The sequence below is a fragment of the Rugosimonospora africana genome (genome assembly GCF_016862975.1).
GTDB lineage: Bacteria > Actinomycetota > Actinomycetes > Mycobacteriales > Micromonosporaceae > Rugosimonospora > Rugosimonospora africana.
This window is the reverse complement of record NZ_BONZ01000085.1, coordinates 60,039-75,950: the sequence shown is the minus strand read 5'-3', so window position 1 is coordinate 75,950 and position 15,912 is coordinate 60,039. Positions and strand designations below refer to the sequence as shown.

11 protein-coding genes are annotated in these 15,912 nt (G+C 70.3%); 6 read left to right on the top strand and 5 right to left on the bottom strand.

All coding sequences use genetic code 11. The features are described 5' to 3' along the window. Positions 1 to 3: 3 nt before the first annotated feature. The 4 genes from pstA (at position 4) to Raf01_RS39690 (ending at position 4,943) form a co-directional block, all read left to right on the top strand. A complete protein-coding gene (gene pstA, locus Raf01_RS39705) occupies positions 4 to 1,266 on the top strand; it encodes a phosphate ABC transporter permease PstA (RefSeq protein ID WP_239134324.1) in 1,263 nt (420 codons plus the stop codon). A 50-nt stretch (positions 1,267 to 1,316) separates the two neighbouring features. Then, positions 1,317 to 2,966: a substrate-binding domain-containing protein gene (locus Raf01_RS39700; RefSeq protein WP_203923273.1), complete on the top strand. Its 1,650-nt coding sequence runs from the start codon at positions 1,317 to 1,319 to the stop codon at positions 2,964 to 2,966. Next, a complete protein-coding gene (locus Raf01_RS39695; RefSeq protein WP_203923272.1) occupies positions 2,963 to 3,862 on the top strand; it encodes a sortase domain-containing protein in 900 nt (299 codons plus the stop codon). Before Raf01_RS39700 ends, Raf01_RS39695 begins: the two co-directional genes overlap by 4 nt. Before the next feature lie 106 nt (positions 3,863 to 3,968). After that, complete coding sequence (locus Raf01_RS39690; protein WP_444544553.1) at positions 3,969 to 4,943, top strand: phosphate ABC transporter ATP-binding protein; 975 nt, start codon at positions 3,969 to 3,971, stop codon at positions 4,941 to 4,943. A 92-nt stretch (positions 4,944 to 5,035) separates the two neighbouring features. Here the strand turns inward: Raf01_RS39690 and Raf01_RS39685 are convergent, their stop codons facing one another. Beyond that, positions 5,036 to 5,950 carry an NAD-dependent epimerase/dehydratase family protein gene (locus Raf01_RS39685; protein WP_203923271.1) on the bottom strand — a complete coding sequence of 305 codons (915 nt, stop codon included), beginning with the start codon at positions 5,948 to 5,950 and terminating at the stop codon, positions 5,036 to 5,038. Positions 5,951 to 6,207: 257 nt separating this feature from the next. On the opposite strand from Raf01_RS39685, the gene Raf01_RS39680 reads away from it, so the two are divergent. After that, positions 6,208 to 9,684 (top strand): phosphodiester glycosidase family protein, encoded by a 3,477-nt coding sequence (locus Raf01_RS39680; RefSeq protein WP_203923270.1) that lies wholly within the window; start codon positions 6,208 to 6,210, stop codon positions 9,682 to 9,684. Positions 9,685 to 9,805: 121 nt separating this feature from the next. Here the strand turns inward: Raf01_RS39680 and Raf01_RS39675 are convergent, their stop codons facing one another. Next, on the bottom strand, positions 9,806 to 10,789 hold the full coding sequence (locus tag Raf01_RS39675; protein ID WP_239134323.1) for a hypothetical protein: 984 nt from the start codon (positions 10,787 to 10,789) through the stop codon (positions 9,806 to 9,808). A gap of 239 nt (positions 10,790 to 11,028) precedes the next feature. Between Raf01_RS39675 and Raf01_RS39670 the strand changes: the two genes are divergently transcribed. Beyond that, on the top strand, positions 11,029 to 13,107 hold the full coding sequence (locus Raf01_RS39670) for a HelD family protein (protein WP_203923269.1): 2,079 nt from the start codon (positions 11,029 to 11,031) through the stop codon (positions 13,105 to 13,107). A gap of 45 nt (positions 13,108 to 13,152) precedes the next feature. On the opposite strand, the gene Raf01_RS39665 is transcribed toward Raf01_RS39670, so the two are convergent. Genes Raf01_RS39665 through pdxR form a run of 3 tightly spaced genes read right to left on the bottom strand, consistent with a single transcriptional unit; the run spans position 13,153 to position 15,877 of the window. After that, positions 13,153 to 13,968, bottom strand: coding sequence for an NAD-dependent epimerase/dehydratase family protein (locus Raf01_RS39665; RefSeq protein WP_203923268.1), 816 nt, complete (start codon positions 13,966 to 13,968; stop codon positions 13,153 to 13,155). A gap of 14 nt (positions 13,969 to 13,982) precedes the next feature. Further along, a complete protein-coding gene (locus tag Raf01_RS39660) occupies positions 13,983 to 14,387 on the bottom strand; it encodes a cupin domain-containing protein (RefSeq protein WP_203923267.1) in 405 nt (134 codons plus the stop codon). 41 nt (positions 14,388 to 14,428) lie between these two features. Then, complete coding sequence (gene pdxR / locus Raf01_RS39655) at positions 14,429 to 15,877, bottom strand: MocR-like pyridoxine biosynthesis transcription factor PdxR (protein ID WP_203923266.1); 1,449 nt, start codon at positions 15,875 to 15,877, stop codon at positions 14,429 to 14,431. Positions 15,878 to 15,912: the final 35 nt, after the last annotated feature.

Here is a 15,912-nt window from a genome sequence, read left to right as displayed (position 1 = left end):
CCGATGGACACCCTCGCGCCCCCGGACAATCGGCCGGCGAACCTTGAGCACGGCGGTCCGGGCACCCAGGCCCCCGCGGCGCCCGGCCCCGCCGCCGAGCGGCGGGTACGCATCCGTCAGGTCACCATGGAGGGTGTCTGCACCCTCGTCGGCGCGGCGCTCGGCGGCATCGCCCTGACCTGGGTGCTCTACCAGCGAATCCTGCCCACCTCCGGCGCGGTCGGGTTCTGGCTGTGCGGCTACGTCACGTTCCTGTGCCTGTACGCCCTGGCGGGTGTGGTGCAGTGGGAGCCGAGGGACGTGGCCAACCGGCTGGTCGGGGTGCTGCTGGTCAGCGCTGGCCTGCTGGTGATCGCGGTGGTCGCCGACCAGATCGGTTACACGGCAGTCCGCGGCTATCCGGCGCTGCACCACCTGAACTTCTTCACCGACACGATGGCGCTTGCCGGCCCGCTCGATCCGCTCACCTCCGGCGGCATGATCCACGCGCTGGTCGGCTCGCTGGAGCAGATGGGCATCGCGACCGTGTTCTCGGTTCCGCTCGGCGTGCTGTGCGCGCTGTTCCTGGTCGAGGTCGGCGGGCCGTTGGCCCGGCCGGTACGCACCATCGTCGAGGCGATGACCGCGCTGCCGGAGATCATCGCCGGGTTGTTCATCTACGCGTTCCTCATCCTGTCGCTGGGAGTCGGCGCGAGCGGCTTCGCCGCCGCGGTGGCGCTGACCGTGATGATGATCCCGATCGTCACCCGTACCGCCGAGGTGATCCTGCGCCTGGTGCCGAGCGGGCTGCGGGAGGCGTCGTACGCGCTGGGCGGCAGCCAGATCCGCACGGTACTCAACGTGGTGCTGCCCACGGCCCGCTCGGGGCTGGCCACCGCCGTCATCCTCGCCATGGCCCGGGCGGTCGGGGAGACCTCACCGGTGTTGCTCACCGCCGGGTTCACCAAGGACCTGAACGCCAACCCATTCTCCGGGCCGCAGACCAGCCTGCCGCTGTACATCTGGAACTACGTCCGTTACCCACAGCCGGCCATGGTCTCCCGGGCGTTCGGTGCGGCGCTCGCGTTGATGGTCATGGTGCTGTTGCTGTTCGCCCTGGCCCGGCTCATCGGCGGCAAGGCGCCCGGTGAGCTGACCCGCCGCCAGCGCCGCCAGCTGCGCCGGGCGCGGGAGGCCGACCAGCTGGTCCGATCCGACCGGGAAGCCGGCGACCGCTCGCTCGCGCTGGAGCTCACCGGCGCCGACCGGGGCGCTGATGCGCAGTGAAGCGGCGCGTGTCCGGTCGTCTGTCCATCCGCCATCCGAGAGGTACCCATATGCGCGCACGCCTGACCCGCGGCCTGCGGTGGCTGGCGATCCCGCTGGCCTGCCTGCTGGCCGCCTCCCTGACCACGGCCGGCCCGGCGCACGCCGCGACCTTCGCCGAGTTGCAGGCTGACGGGTCCTCGTGGGCCGAGCCGGCGATTGACCAGTGGAGCCGGGACGTGTTCAACCAGGGCATCCGCATCGACTTCTCCGGCGACGGCTCGGCCGCCGGCCGCCAGCACTACATCGTCAACCAGGCGGACTTCGCCGCTTCCGACATCGCGTTCCTGACCAGCCCGGACCCGTTCGGCGCCGGTCAGGAGGACTCCGCATACGCGTACTCGTACCTGCCGATCGTGGCCGGCGGTACAGCGCTGATGTACAACCTGGTGGTCGGCGGAAAGAAGATCACCAACCTGCGGTTGTCCGGTGACACGATTACCAAGATCTTCACCGGCCAGATCACCAACTGGAGCGACTCGCGGATCAGCCACGACTACGGCGCCACCCTGCCCAGCCAGAAGATCACCGTGGTGACCCGGTCGGACGGCTCGGGGGCGAGCTACATGTTCTCCCAGTGGATGTCCAAGCAGTACACCTCGCAGTGGAACGCGTTCTGCCGGCAACACGGCGGGCCGAGCCCGTGCCCCCCGACCGAGTTCTACCCGGCATTCGCCGGCTCTGTGCAACGCAACGGCTCGGACCAGGTGGCCAACTACGTCGCATCGCCCAGCTTCGGCGTCGGCTCCATCGGCTACGACGAGTACGCCTACGCGCTCAACAGCAAGCTTCCCGTCGTCAAGGTGCTCAACAAGGCCGGCTACTACGCGCTGCCGACCGCCTCCAACGTGGCGATCGCTCTTCAGCTGGCGCAGATCGACGAGAACCCGAACAGCCTGACGTTCCTGATGCAGAACCTCGACAAGGTCTACACCAACCCCGACTCGCGCACCTACCCGATCTCCAGCTACAGCTACCTGATCGTGCCGCGCGTCAACCGGACCATCGGCGGGCAGACCCTCGGGCCGCCACCGCGGTTCAACAACACCAAGGGCGCCACGCTGTCCACCTGGCTGAACTACGTGCTGTGCGGCGCCCAGCAGAAGGCCGGCGACCTCGGCTACTCGCCGCTGCCGAAGAACCTGGTCGTCGGCGGGTTCGAGCAGGTCGACAACATCCCGGGCCACGTCGCCACCCCGGACACCAGTCAACTCAACGGCTGCAACAACCCGACGTATCACGACGGGGTCAACCACCTCATCGTCGACGCGCCGAAACCCTCGCCCTGCGACAAGGTGGGTGCGCCGTTGAACTGCACAGTCGTCGGCGGCAAGGCGGTCGCCAACAACTCGGGCGGCGGCTCGGGGTCCGGCGGCTCGGGGTCGGGCGGCTCCGGGTCCGGTGGTACCGGCGCGGGCGGCACCACGCCGAGTGGCGCGCCGAGCGGTTCAGTGAAGATCGACCCGGACACTGGGCTGCCCATCGGCACGGATCAGGCCGACGCGGCCGGTACGGTCAACGCCTCGCCGGTGTTCCTGTCCCGGTCACTGCGGCAGAGCTGGGTGTACGCCACCCTCACGGCGGTGGACATCCTGCTCGCCATCGCCATCCCCGGGGCGTTGGGCGCCTGGCTGCGGCGCCGTCGGCGGGTGCGGACATGACGGCCATGGTCGCGCCGAGCCAAGTCGAGACGGCCGAGCGGGCACCGGACGCCGCGTCGGCGGCCACCGCACCGCCGCGCTCGACCCCGGAACTGATCGCCGGAGCGGTCAGCGGGGGAGTGTGCCTGCTCCTGCTGCTCGCGGTCGGTTTCGCCGGGTACCTGTTCGGCCTGTCCAACCTCTCCGAACAGCGGGCCCAGTCGACGCAGTACAAGGATTTCGCGTACACGCTGAGCCAGGGCACCGCCCCGGTCGGGCCGGTACGCGAGGGTACCGCTGTCGCCGTCCTCGACGTCCCGGACATCGGCCTGCACGCGGTCGTCATGGAGGGCACGTCCAGCCGGGATCTCGACAACGGTCCCGGGCACCGGCCCGACACCGTGTTGCCGGGGCAGGCCGGAGTCAGCGTCCTCTACGGCAAGCGGGTCACCTTCGGCGCTCCGTTCGCGCACCTGATGCGGCTGGCCGTCGGTGACAAGATCACCGTCACTACCGGGCAGGGCGTGGCCACCTACGTCGTCTCCTCCTTCGGCGACGACAACCATCCGGCCCCGGCCAACTCGACGAACCGGCTGGTGCTGGTCACCGCCGACTCGACGGGGTGGCCGCGCTCCGCGGTCAGCGTGAGCGCCGACCTGACCTCAACCCCGCAGCCAAACCCCGGAGGGAGGCCGGCGCTGCCGGCCAACCAGCAGAGCATGTCCCGCGACACCGACGTCAGCCCGCTGCCGATGCTGCTCTGGTCGCAGGCCCTGCTGCTGCTGGCCGCCCTGGCCACGGTCGCCGCGCACCGGTGGTCGCGGTGGGGCACCTACGTGTGTGCGGCACCGGTGTTTCTGGCAGTGGCGTGGAACCTCTACGAGAACCTGGCCGGCCTGCTGCCGAACCTGTACTGAGGCATTCAGCGTTCATCTTCCGACCGAGCGGCAACGCCCAACACAGCATTCAGCGCCCATCATCCGACCGAGCGGCAACGCCCAACACAGAGGAAGCAGATCGAGGGTGACAGTCGAGTTCGTAAACCCGAGCGGGGCCGGCCGGCACGCGGCCGATGCCGGCGTCGTCGACGGCATCGGCGGCCTGCGACCGGCCGACCCGGCACCGCCGGACGTGACCGCGGAACTGCCCGGTGGCCCGGTGCCGGGCAGCCCGCCTCCCGTCGACGTGACCGCGCAGTGGCCCGGCGGCTCGGTTCCCCCGGACCGCCCGCTGGTCGGGCTGGAAAGCCGCGACGTCTCGGCCTGGTTCGGTACCCACAAGGTGCTCGAACGGGTCTCCCTGCGGATGCGACCCGGCGAGGTCACCGCGCTGATCGGACCGTCCGGCTGCGGCAAGTCCACGTACCTGCGCATCCTCAACCGGATGCACGAGATGGTGCGTGGCGCGTCGCTGGCCGGCGAGGTGCTCCTGGACGGCCAGGACATCTACCGACCGGACCGCCAGCCCGCCCAGGTACGCCGCCGCATCGGCATGGTCTTCCAGAAGCCGAACCCGTTCCCCGCCATGTCCATCTACGACAACGTGGCCAGCGGGCTCAAGCTCGCCGGCATCAAGGTCGCGAACAAGGACGCACTGGTCGAGACGAGCCTGCGTCGTGCCGGACTGTGGAACGAGGTGCGCTCCCGGCTGCGCGCCCCCGGCGGGGCACTGTCCGGCGGCCAGCAACAGCGCCTGTGCATCGCCCGATCCCTGGCGGTCTCACCGGACGTGCTGCTCATGGACGAACCCTGCTCCGCGCTCGACCCGACCTCCACCCGCCGCGTCGAGGACACCATCGCGGAGCTACAGGGGCAGGTGACCATCGTGATCGTGACCCACAACATGCAGCAGGCGGCGCGGGTGTCACAGTCCTGCGCGTTCTTCCTCGCCACCCACGACACGCCGGGGCACATCGTCGAAGCCGGCCAGACCCGGGGCATCTTCGAGGATCCCCAGGACTCGCGGACCGCCGACTACGTTCACGGGCGCTTCGGCTGAGCCGAGAGTCGATCCGTGAGCCGATCCGCGGGACGATCGGAGAGGCGATCCGCGAGCCGATCCGTGGGACGATCCGGGAGGCGACCCGCGACCTAGTCCGAGAGCTCCGCCTTGAAGCCCTGCCGCCAGGAGGGGTAGCGCAGCTGCCACTCGAGTTCCCGCTTGGCCTTCGCGTTTGAGAAGCCGCGACCCTCGGTCATCATCGCCACCGCCGTCTTTCCGGCCAGCGGCCGGGCCAGCCAGGTGGGGAACCGCATCGGCCGTTTGGCGCCCGCACACGCGGCCAGGTAGGGCAACCACTCGCTGGCCGGGGCCGGTTCGTCGTCGACGATGTTGAACACGCCCCTCGCCTTCTGCTCCACGGCCAGGACGGTGGCGCTGGCCGCGTCGTCGAGGTGGACCCACGAGCTGTACCCGCCGCCGTTGCCCACGACTGGGTACTGCCGCTTGCGTACCAGTTCGACCTGATCGTCGATGGCGCCCGGCCCATAGAAGGCGCCGTACCGCAACACCGCCCCGCCGGCTTTGAACACCGCGCTCTCCAGGTGGCGGATGGCTTCGGCGCCCTGGCCGGTGCTCGTCGGATCCAGCGGGTCCTCTTCGGTCTTCACCCAGCCGCCCTGGCGGATCCCGTTCCAGCTGCCGTAGCTCTGCGCGACGAAGTGCGGTACGCCGGTCGCTTCGGCGGCGGCCAGCAGGTGGTCGGTTCCCTCGGTACGCAGCCGGTTGGTGGTGGCAAACCAGCGGTCGAAGTGCTTGATGTCGGGCTTGCCGGAGATAGCGGTCATCTGGTGAACGATCGCGTCCGGCTGGGCCCGGGCCACCGCCTCGCCGACCGACCTCGCGTCCAGTCCGTCCATCACGACCGCCTCGGCGCCCAGCTGTTCGAGCAGGCCCAGCTTGGTCGCGCTCGTCGTGGTCGCCGTCACCTCGTGGCCCCGTGCCACGAGCTGCGGCACCAGCCGCCGCCCCAACACTCCGGCTCCGCCTGCCACAAACACCCGCATGACACATACCTTTCCCGTAACCGTCTGTCTAACACCCATGGAGACGAAACAGCCGGGCCGCCTGTGACATCGCGGGCGCGACGGCGGGACGCGACCGCGTATTCGGCCGGGGTTCATTGCGTGCTCGCGGTGGTGTCATCCGGGTTTCCGAGTTGATCTATTCGATAGAGTGCGGCGCTGCCCGTCACTCGAACCGCGCGTCGCGGGGGGCGCCGCCCGTCTCCCTTTCCTGTTGAGTCGAGGTTTCGATGAGATTGATGGTCTTGGGCCATCGGTATGCCAGGCCACTGCTGGTGGCCGTCGCCGCGGTATCCACGCTGGCGTTCCTGCCGACCGCCGCGTATGCCGGCACCAGCCAGTCCGCGCCGGTCACCGGTGGACTGTCCCTGATCAACACGACCGAGAAGGTCGGTCCGGGGATCAACCTGCAGCACGTGAAGGCGCTCGACCAGAAGGGCTGGTACGACGCGCAGTTCCTGACCGTCGACCTGTCCAACAGCGCGGTCAGCACGGACCTGCTGACCTCCGGGCCGGTCGCGTCCGGCGGGCCGCTGAGCGTCTCCGCCAACAAGGCCGGCGCCGTCGCGGGCGTCAACGGTGAGTTCTTCGACATCGGCAACTCCAACGCGGCACTCGGTGGCGAAGTCCAGGACGGGCAACTGCTGAAGACCGCCGACATCGGAGGACGCCAGCACGTCGGGGTCAGCGACGACGGCATCGCCCAACTCGTGGACCTCACCGTCGACGCGACCGCGAACTTCTCGGGTACGGACCACAAAGTCCTGTCCATCAACGCCGCGGACGGCGGCGGTGTCCCCGCGGACGGCCTGATCGCGTTCACGCCCGCCTGGGGCGACTACAGCCGCAACCGCGGCCTGACCGGTGTGGCCAACGACCAGATCGCCGAGGTTCTGGTCGAGAACGGTTCGGTCGTGTCGGTCACGCCGAACGGCCCCGCGGGCTCCGGGACGATCCCGGACGACGGCGTCGTCCTCGTCGGGCGCGGCGCCGCGGCGACCGCGATCCGCGCGCTGCGGCCGGGCGACCCGGTGGCACTGCGCTACGCACTCGCCGACGACGTCGCCAAGACGATGAAGTTCGCGCTCGGCGACGGCGGGACCATCGTCTCCGGCGGCAAGGTCGTCGGCGGCCTCGACACCTCGATCGCCCCGCGCACCGCACTCGGCTTCTCCGACGGCGGCCACAAGCTCGTGCTCGCCACCTGGGACGGCCCGGGCGGTACCGGCAAGGGCGGCGTCGGCATCGACAAGGAGGCGGCCGACCTCGCCGCGATGGGCGTGCAGACCGCGGTCAACCTCGACGGCGGCGGATCGACCACGATGGTTGCCCGCGCGCTCGGTGAGGACCAGGCCAGCGTCCGGAACGTCCCGTCCGACGGAGGCGAGCGCAGCGACCCGAACGGCGTGGGCGTGTTCGTCGCCAAGGGCGACGGCAAGCTGCATCAGCTGCTCGTCAAGCCCGCGCCGGGAGCGGCGTCGGCCGACGGCGGCGTGAAGGTCTTCCCCGGGCTGCACCGCACGCTCGTCGCGGAGGGCATCGACAACCATCAGACGCCGGTGACGGTCGACCCGAAGTCCGTGCACTGGGCCGCAACCGGTGCCTCCATCAAGGGCGGCGCGCTCGCGGCCCCGGCCAAGCCGCGCGGCCCGATCACGGTCAAGGCGCAGGTGGGTGGCCAGAAGGCGGAGCAGAAGGTCACCGTCCTCGACCCGGTCAACAGCCTCGAACTGTCGTCCCAGCGCCTGTCGATCGCCGATCCGACGCCCGCCGACGCAGTCGCCCTCTCCGTGACCGGCCGCGACGACCAGGGCTACACCGCCCCGATCGACCCGCGGGACCTCTCGCTCGACTACGACCACAGCGTCGTGGACATCCAGCCCGCGGACGGCAAGCTGAAGATCACCCCGCTGACCAACGCGGGCACGATCCTCACGGTCTCGGTCGGCGGCACGTCGGTCAAGCTCCCGATCACCATCGGCGTGCAGACCGAGACGGCCTACGACTTCAACGACGACGTGCTCGCCCGCTGGCACAACAACAGCACCGCGGCCACGACGTTCTCAGCAGACCCCGACGGCCTGCGGATCGACTTCAACGCGATGCGCAACGTCGGCATCTCGGCGGCCTCGGCGGCCCAGCGGGTCCCGGTGCCCGGCCAGCCGCTGCGCGTACGGTTGCGCCTCAAGTCGAGCATCAGCGTTCCCAGCGGCCTGACCTACATCAACTACGTCGACGCGAACGGCAAGAGCAACGGCGTCTACGGCACGGGCCTGACCGCGAGCAGCGACTGGCAGTACGCGACGTGGACGCTGCCGGCCAACACGGCGTTCCCGATCGCGATCCAGAGTTTCCAGGGCATCAACACGAGCGTCGCGCAGCAGAAGGCGGGCACGTTCATCCTGGACCGCTTCGAGGCCGACGTACCGACGTCGATCGATCTGCCGGCCCAGCCCGACCTGCAGCCCGATTCGTTGGTCTCCGACGACGGTTCGCTTCCCAACGGCCCCGGCACGTGGCAGTTCGCCACGCTGTCGGACGTGCAGTTCACCGCCGACAACCCGGCGCTGTCCCAGGTCGCGACGGCCGCCATCGCCCGGATCCGGGCGACCCACCCGGACCTGATCGTGCTCAACGGCGACATCACCGACCGCGGCCTGCCGCAGGATCTCGCGCTCGCCCGCCAGGTGCTCACCGACGCCGGGTGCGACCTCATCCCGGTCGGTCAGGAGCCGGCGGAGTACAGCACGCCCAACCCGAAGGCCGGATCGATCCCGTGCTACTACGTGCCGGGCAACCACGAGTCCTACGGTCTCAACAACACCCAGTCCGACCTGACGAACTTCACCAACGAGTTCGGCCAGCCGTACCGGACGTTCGACCACAAGGGAACGCGGTTCATCCTGCTCGCCAGTTCCCTGGGGTCGCTGCACGGCACGGCGTGGGATCAGCTCCCGATGATGCAGAAGGCGCTGGCCGACGCCCAGAAGGACCCGACCGTGCGCAACGTCATGGTGTTCGCCCACCACCCGGTGGACGACCCGGACGCCGCGAAGTCCAGCCAGCTCGGTGACCGCGACGAGGTCGGGCTGATCGAGAAGATGCTCACGGACTTCCGTGACTCCACGGGCAAGGGCGCCGCGATGGTCGGATCCCACGCCCAGATCGCCAACGTGCACCGCGTCGAGGGTGTCCCGTACACGGTGCTGCCGTCGTCGGGCAAGGACCCGTACGGGACGCCGGACCGGGGTGGCTTCACCGGGTGGGTCGACTGGTCCGTCGACTCGCTGCGCGACGCCGACCAGCAGTGGCTGGAGGCCGACGTGCGCGCCTTCGCGCAGTCCATCACGCTCGACACTCCGGACTCGCTGAAGGCGAACACGACGGCGCAGCTGTCCGGCAGCATCGTGCAGCCGGAGGGCGTGTCGACCGGTACGCGGGTGGTGCCGCTGCGGTACCCGATGTCGGTCGACTGGCACGGCTCGTCCAACCTGGCGATCGGGAGCGGGAAGGCGGCCATCGACGCGGCACGACGGCAGGGCAAGGTGGCGATCCTCGATCCGGCGACGCGGACGCTGACCGCGCTGCGCCCGGGTTCGGTGACCGTCTCGGTGACGAACGACTCGATGCGCGCGTACACGGACAACAGCTCGCTCGCGCCCATCACGACCTCGAAGACCATCACGGTCGTACCGAACAAGGGCTCCAAGAACTGACCGTCACCGCACTGTGAACAGGTCGGGGCGGGCGCGCAGCGCCCGCCCCGACGACTGGTCTGGGTCGTCGCGCGGCGTCAGACGCGCCGAGCCAGACTGTGGAGCGTTCGAGAGTCCCGGTTCAGCTGTCCTTCTCGATGGTGATGCGGACGGCGGTCGGAACGCCGGACGCGTCCAGGTCGAGGTGCACCGGGAAGAAACCGTCGCCGACCGAGGTCAACGCCATCATGATGTCGGCGCCCGCGATGGTGATGGTGGCGGCTTCGTGTTCGGCCGCGCGTACGTCCGTCATCACTTTCCAGTGATGCGAGTGGGGACGCACGTCGAAGGCGAACATCCGGCGGGGCTCGGCGTTGCGCCGCTCGTTCAGCGCCAGGGCGCGCTCGGAGGCTTGCCCGACCGGCAGGTTCAGCCAGCCGTAATGGTCGTCTCCCGGCGTACCGGTGCGCGACGCGCCGAACTCTTCGGCGATCGCCGCCTCGTCCTTGCCCCAGAAGACCACATCGGCGAGGCCGTCAATGGGGTCGTCGTGCACCCAGTCCGCCAGGGAGTCCGCGTCCGCGAAGACGAAGCGCGCGTAGTCGACGCCGATGCTGCCCAGTTGGCGTGACTCGGCAGCCGCCTGGTCTCCGAGTCCGATGCGTATCTGCCGCCACCCCCACTGGCCCCGGGCCGCGGTGACCGGCAGCGGCCGGGTGGACGGCACGTTTCCGACCGGGACCACCGGGACGCCGCTGATCAGAAAGTCGGGGTCGCCGGCGGCTACCGCACGCCGGACGCGGTCACGATGGGAGACCTGGCGGCCGAAGGGCCGAAGAGCCGCTTCGAGGCCCCGCTCGCGGCAGTGGCCGTCGAAGCACGCGGTGAACTGCGGCACCTTGTCCTGCGGAATGTCGTAGAGGGTCTGGCCCGATTGGCGATCGAACGATTCGGCGGCGGCGACCGCGTCGCGGCCGACGACCTCGAAGTCGACGGCGGCGATCCCATCCGGTTGCCGGGTGTCGTCCGGAGAGCGGTTGCCCGACCAGAGCCCCAGGTATCCGCCGTCCATCAGGACGAGTTCACCGGAGGGGCAGGTCACCGCGCCAAGCACAACGTCTTCCACGAGCGTGCAGTCTAGGAAACGCGTCACCCAGCGCAAAACGGACACCGGTCGGCTGCTCGCCGGGACAGACGGAAGGGCGTTTGACCACCCCGTTTTCTTCTTAGCCATCTCCATCATATCGGCCGGTCAAGTCGTGCGAATCCCTCCGGATGCTGATTTTGCGCTCCTGACCAGCACATATTCTCGACGAGCCCGGTTCTCGACGAGCCTGGGAAGAGTCGTGCCCACAAGGGAGCCACGTGTCCGAAGCGGAACACCAGATCGCGATCGAACAGCAGGTAGTCGACAAGGTCTACGAGCGCCTGGAGGCCATGCGCGCGCAGACGAAGGAGTTGACGGCGGAGGGTCACAGCCGCGCCACGTCCGGTCCACGCACCGGCCTGGTCGAGCGCGACGCCATGGTGTTGCGCGCTGCCGCCAAGATGTCCGACCTCAACAGCCAGGAGGAGGGCATCGTCTTCGGTCGGCTGGACTTCGACGACGGCGACACCTACCGGATCGGCCGGCTCGGCGTCCGCGACGAGGGCCGGGAGCCGCTGGTGGTGGACTGGCGCGCGCCGGCCGCCGCGCCGTTCTACCGGGCCACCCCCGGCGAACCGCTCGGCGTGGATCGTCGGCGCGTCATCGTCTGTGAGGGCCGCAAGGTGGTCGGGCTCGATGACGAAGTACTGTCCACAAAGGACGTCGACGGTGTGGTCGGCGAGGGTGCCCTGCTCCGATCGCTGACCAGGAAACGCGACGAGCACATGCGCGACATCGTCAGTACCATCCAGCGCGAGCAGGACGAGGCGATCCGCGCACCCGCGCACGGCGTCACCCTGATCACCGGCGGCCCGGGCACCGGCAAGACGCAGGTCGCCCTGCACCGGGCGGCTTACCTGCTCTACAGCGATCGGGGCAAGTTCTCCGACGGCCGGGTGCTGGTGGTCGGCCCGTCGACGGTGTTCACCGAGTACATCGGCCGGGTGCTGCCCGGGCTGGGTGAGGACAGCGTCCACCTGCGGGCGATCGGCGAGCTGTTCGAGGGCGTCACCGCCACGCGCCGCGATCCCGCCAATGTCGCCCGCGCCAAGGGCGACCTGCGCATGGTGCGGGTGCTGACCGACCTGGCGTGGGACACCCCACCCAACGCGCCGGACCACCTGCGCACCCTCGCCGCCGATGACCTGGCGAAGGCCCGCCTCGAAATCAGGAAGCGCTGCGAGGCGTCGAGCGTCAAACCCAACGGCGCCCGCGCCATCGCGGCGACGGTGCTGTCGGAGATGCTGGACGGCAAACAGGTCCCGGACGCGTTCCTCAACGCGTGGTGGCCGTCGCTGACCCCGCAGGACGTCCTTCCCGCGCAGAACGGGGAGTGGACGGTGGACGACGTTCCGCTGCTCGACGAACTCGCCGAGATTCTCGGTCAACCGGAGAAGCCGAAGGCGGCGGTCCCCGAGTGGAAGTTGCGTGAGCTGAACAGCGGTGCCCGGCTGGCCGAGACCTTCGTGGTGAGCTGGAGCCTCAACGACGGCTGGCAGCTGTTCGCTCCCGGCATGTCCACGCCGATCGCCCAGTCCGGTCAGGCCATCGACCACAACGACTACTGGGCCGCGCAGCGCTGGGCGACCGCGATCCTGCTGCGCGAGGGCCACAAGGTGACCGGATGGGCAGACGGCTTCGACCCGTACGGCGAGGAGGGCTATGTGCCGGTGCTGGCCGATCCACTGCCGGTCGCCGCGACCGAGGAACCCGTCGAGGACGTGTACCTGCACGTCATCCTCGACGAGGCGCAGGACCTGTCGCCGATGGAGTGCCGGATGATCGCCCGCCGCGCCTCCCACGCCTCGATGACCATCGTGGGCGACCTCGGTCAGGCCACCCATCCGCTGGCCGTCGAGTCCTGGCCGGAGCTGGTCCACCGGCTGGGCAAGCGCGAGGTCAGGACGCTCGACCTGCCCACCGGATACCGGGTGCCGCAGGTCATCGCCGACTTCGCCACCCGGGCGCTGGCACCGGGCATCGAGCCCACCCGCTCGTTCCGGCCCGGCGGCACGCTGGAGATCCGGCAGGTGGACGACCTGCCCGCGGCGGTCTCGGGGGAGAGCGGCGCGGTCATCGCCCCCGACCACCTCGCCGCGTCGTTGCACGCGATCCCGGTCAGCCAGGTCAAGGGTCTCGAGTACGACCGGGTGGTGCTGGTCGAGCCGGCCGACATCGTCGCCGCCGAGCCCCGCGGCATGAACCGGCTCTACGTCGCCCTGACCCGGGCCGTCGCGGACCTGGTCATCCTGCACACCAAGCCGTTGCCGGCCAACCTCGTCGCGGATGGGCGGTGACGCGGCCGCGCCGCGGCCTCATCGAGCCGCCGAACCTGTATCTGCTTACAGCGTGGCGAAACCGGCTTGCCAGGAGGGGTGTTCCGGGATCCAGCCGAGGTGTTCGCGGGCGTGGTGATTGCTCGCTCCCCGTGCCCAGCCGTGCCGTTCGTTTTCCGTCACCGCGGGTGCCGGGACTCCGACCGCCGCGCAGAACGCGGGCACCCACCGCGAGGCCGGGGCGGGCTTGTCGTCGCAGACGTTGACCGCGCCGGTGGGCCATTCCAGGGCCGCTACCGCCGCGGCGGCGGCGTCGTCGATGTGCAGCAGGCTGCTCACGTCCCCGTCGGCGGGGAGCTTGCCGGCGCCGGCGAACTGGGCCATCAGGCCGTCGCGGGCATACCAGGTGTCCGCGCCGTAGAGGGTGCCGTATCGCAGTACGACCCACTCGGGCGCCTCCCGCACCGCGGATTCGAGCGCGGCGACACCGGCCACGCTGGTCTGCCTCTGCCCGGCGGCGCCGAGGTCGAGCGGAGTCTGTTCGGTCGCCGGCTCGGCACCCGGCTCGTACGCCCAGGCGATGCTCTGCGCCACGATCCGGCGTACCCCGACGGCGAGCGCCGCGTCGACCAGGTTGCGCGTCCCTTCCCGGCGCAGCCGAGAGTTGGCCGCGAAGTCGCCCGTGCTCAGGCTGGTCAGTTGGTGCATCACCACATCGGGCCGGGCGTCCCGGACGGCGGCCGCCACCGCCTCCCGGTCGAGCACGTCGACGGCGACCGGTCCGTTGCGCGCCAGACCGACAACCTCGTGTCCGCGGGCGGTCAGCAGCGGTCCGAGCCGGCGGCCGACGACACCGGTCGAACCGGCGAGAAGGATACGCACGCCATGCTCCTTCGTCAGTTCGGCCGGGGCGCCCGGCGGTGCCCGCGCTGTTCGAGTTCCTCGGGGCTGACGTACGTCAGCATCTCCTTACCGGGCGCGCACACCATGACGACCACGAACTTGCTCGTCCGGTCGGGACGGTTGTTGGCGGCCTGGTAGTGGATGACGTCTCCGCCGGGCTCCCAGAACGCCTCGCCGGCTCTGATCACCCGTTCCGGCTCGCCCTCCAGTTCGAAGAGCAACTCGCCTTCGAGCATATAGCCGAACACCGGGCCGGAGTGGCGGTGCGGCGGCGCGCCGGGGTCGCCCGGCGGCAGTTCGATCGTCGCCGTCATCACGTGTGAGCCCTCCGGAAGTTCCGGTGGCATGGCGGTGCCCAGCAGCACGACGTCGTTGTTCCCGATCTTCATGGTTTGCATGACCCGAACGTAACTCCATCCGGACCAGTGAAATGGACCATTCAACGACCGCTTTGCTGGACCAGTTGGCCGAGCCCGGCCAGCGCCGCCTGCCACGCGTGCGACGGCGGCGCCGCGTACCCGAGGATCAGCGCCGCGGCCCGCCGCCCGTCCGCCGGGTCGTGCCAGTAATCGTTGCTGTGCAGGCCGGTCAGCCGCAGTCCCTGGCGGCGTCCGGTCTGGATGAACCAGCGCTCCTGCCCAGCCGAGGCCAACGGGAGCAGCGCGTGCATCCCGGCCGCGATGCCCTCCAGCGGGGTGGTGGTCACCTCGGCCAGGCGGTCGGCCAGCTCGATGCGGCGGCGCCGGTAGGTCAGGCGCATGCGGCGGATGTGCCGGTCGTAGTCGCCGTGCGTGAGCAGGTCGGCCATCGCGAGCTGGTCGATCGCGGAGACCGCCGCGCCGGCCTCTCCGATCGCCTCGGCCAGGTCGCGGCGCAGCGGCTCGGGGACGACGAACCAGCCCAGGCGCACGCCCGGCGCCAGCGACTTGCTGGTACTGCCGGCATACACGATCCGCTCCGGCGCCAGCGCCTGCATCGCGCCCACCGGCCGCTGGTCGTACCGGAATTCGCCGTCGTAGTCGTCTTCGATCAGGTACGCGTCGTTTTTGCGTGCCCACGCAACGAACCGGTACCGGTGTTGCGGGGCGAGCACCGCGCCGGTGGGGTGCTGGTGCGCCGGCGTGAGCAGCGCTGCCTGACCCGCCGCCTGGTCCGGTTCGGCCCCGCCCGTGTCGACGGTGAGCGGGGTGACCGTCAGGCCTGCGGCGCGCAGGACCATGCGGTGGCGGGCCAGGCCGGGGTTCTCGGTGGCGATGGAGCGTACCCCGCGCCGGTGCAGCGCCCGGGCCAGCAGGCAGAGACCCTGGGTGAAGCCCGCGGTAATCACGACCGCGTCCGGGTCGCAGAGCACCCCACGGGTACGCGCGAGATAGTCCGCCACCGCCGCCCGCAGCGCGGGCAACCCGGCCGGCTCGGGGTAGTCCAGGGTGCCGTGGGATGCCGTCGCCAGAGCCCGGCGGACGCTGCCGGCCCACGCCGTACGCGGAAAAGAAGCGAGATCGGGGATGCCCGGTCGCAACTCGATCACCGGCCCGGACGCCGTCGGCGGCCGCGGTTTCCGGCGTGAGCGCGGCGGAGCCTGGGGTGGTGGCGTGTCTGGCCCGGCGCGTCTGGCGCCGCGCGACGACCCGGACCTGTGGTCCGCGACCCGGGTGCCCGAGCCGGGCGCCGACACCAACCACCCCTCCGCTACCAGTTGCGCGTACGCCTGCACCACGGTGCCCCGGGCCAGCCCCAGATCGGCGGCCAGGCTCCGGCTGCCGGGCAGGCGCGACCCGGCCCGCAGCCGGCCGGTCCGGATGCTGTCCCGCAACGCGCTCTCCAGCGAACGACCCGGGAAACCCGCACTCCGGTCGAACTCCAGATGCAGGTCGAGTGACTCCACCACCCACCAACGATCTCATCCGTGCGGCCGCGTCAACC

Excerpts from the sequence above, each read along its gene's own strand:
- Raf01_RS39685 (WP_203923271.1), bottom strand. The coding sequence starts at position 5,950 with ATGCGGGTGTTTGTGGCAGGCGGAGCCGGAGTGTTGGGGCGGCGGCTG.
- Raf01_RS39660 (WP_203923267.1), bottom strand. The coding sequence starts at position 14,387 with ATGCAAACCATGAAGATCGGGAACAACGACGTCGTGCTGCTGGGCACC.
- Raf01_RS39680 (WP_203923270.1), top strand. The coding sequence starts at position 6,208 with ATGGTCTTGGGCCATCGGTATGCCAGGCCACTGCTGGTGGCCGTCGCC.
- pstA (WP_239134324.1), top strand. The coding sequence starts at position 4 with ATGGACACCCTCGCGCCCCCGGACAATCGGCCGGCGAACCTTGAGCAC.
- Raf01_RS39700 (WP_203923273.1), top strand. The coding sequence starts at position 1,317 with ATGCGCGCACGCCTGACCCGCGGCCTGCGGTGGCTGGCGATCCCGCTG.
- Raf01_RS39695 (WP_203923272.1), top strand. The coding sequence starts at position 2,963 with ATGACGGCCATGGTCGCGCCGAGCCAAGTCGAGACGGCCGAGCGGGCA.